Raw genomic sequence first — 1613 nt, forward strand, 5'->3', positions numbered from 1 at the left:
ACTCGCTCTTCTAAAACTTTAATTATTAGCAAAACCTCAGGTACTTTTGCAGCTGAGGATGTGGCAAAGGTGGTGGAAGCCATCAAACTGAAAAACACCGATACGGATTCACAACTTGGTATTCGAATCGCTACTATTACTTATATAGATACTGTAGGTAATGAATCAGCCTCAGCAACTGCTTCATTACAAGAGGCGCAGCGTGGCTTTGTTATCAATGGTGAGTCAGTGCGTGATTATAGTGCTCACTCAGTCTCCAGCGCAGGCGATGTCAACGGCGACGGCTTAGATGATTTGATTGTGGGTGCTTATGCTAACGATCAGAGTAATAAATCATTAGCAGGTAGATCGTATGTCGTGTTCGGCAAACAAGACAACACCAATGCCATTGAATTATCAGCCATTGCCGCTGGCACAGGTGGTTTTATTATCAATGGCGAGTCAGCGAATGATTATAGTGGCTGGTCGGTCTCCAACGCAGGCGATGTTAACGGCGACGGCTTAGATGATTTAATTGTGAATGCTTGGGGCGCTGATCCAGACAATAAATTATCCGCAGGTAAATCGTATGTCATCTTCGGCAAACAAAACAACACCGATGCCATTAACTTATCAGCCATTGCCTCTGGCACAGGTGGCTTTGCTATCAATGGCGAGTCAGTGAATGATTATAGTGGTTGGTCAATATCCAGCGCAGGCGATGTCAACGGCGATGGCTTAGATGATTTAATTGTAGGTGCTAGGAGTGCCGATCCAAGCGGTAAATTATCTGCAGGTAAATCGTATGTCATCTTCGGCAAACAAGACAACACCGATGCCATTAATTTATCAGCCATTGCCGCCGGTACAAGTACAGATGGCTTTGTTATCAATGGCGAGTCAGCGGGTGATTATAGTGCTCATTCAGTCTCCAGCGCAGGCGATGTCAATGGTGACGGTTTAGATGATTTAATTGTGGGTGCTTATAGTGCCGATCCAAGCGGTAAATCATCCGCAGGTAAATCGTATGTCATCTTCGGCAAACAAGACAACGCCGCCATTAATTTATCAGCCATTGCCACTGGCACAGGCGGCTTTGTTATCAATGGCGAGTCAATAAATGATCATAGTGGTTACTCAGTCTCCAGCGCAGGCGATGTCAATGGTGACGGTTTAGATGATTTAATTGTGGGTGCTAGGAAAGCCGATCCAAGCGGTAAATCATCCGCAGGCAAATCCTATGTCATCTTCGGCAAACAAGACAACGCGGCTATTAATTTATCAGCCATTGCCTCTGGCACAGGCGGCTTTGTTATCAACGGCGAGTCAGCGGGCGATAAGAGTGGTATCTCAGTCTCCAGCGCAGGCGATGTCAACGGCGATGGCTTAGATGATTTAATTGTAGGTGCTTATCAAGCCGATCCAAGCGGTAAATCATCCGCAGGTAAATCGTATGTCATCTTCGGTAAACAAGACAACGCCGCTATTAATTTATCAGCCATTGCCACTGGCACAGGCGGCTTTGTTATCAACGGCGAGTCAGCGGGTGATTCTAGTGGTTGGTCAGTCTCCAGCGCAGGCGATGTCAACGGCGATGGCTTAGATGATTTAATTGTAGGTGCTTATCAAGCTGA

General features: G+C 46.4%; 1 pseudogene. It reads left to right on the forward strand.

What is annotated here, in order from left to right:
• Nucleotides 1-1613 (forward strand): annotated as a pseudogene (locus BBROOKSOX_RS10790) (FG-GAP-like repeat-containing protein); the annotation flags it as partial.

This window comes from bacterium endosymbiont of Bathymodiolus sp. 5 South (genome assembly GCF_900128535.1).
Lineage (GTDB): Bacteria > Pseudomonadota > Gammaproteobacteria > PS1 > Pseudothioglobaceae > Thiodubiliella.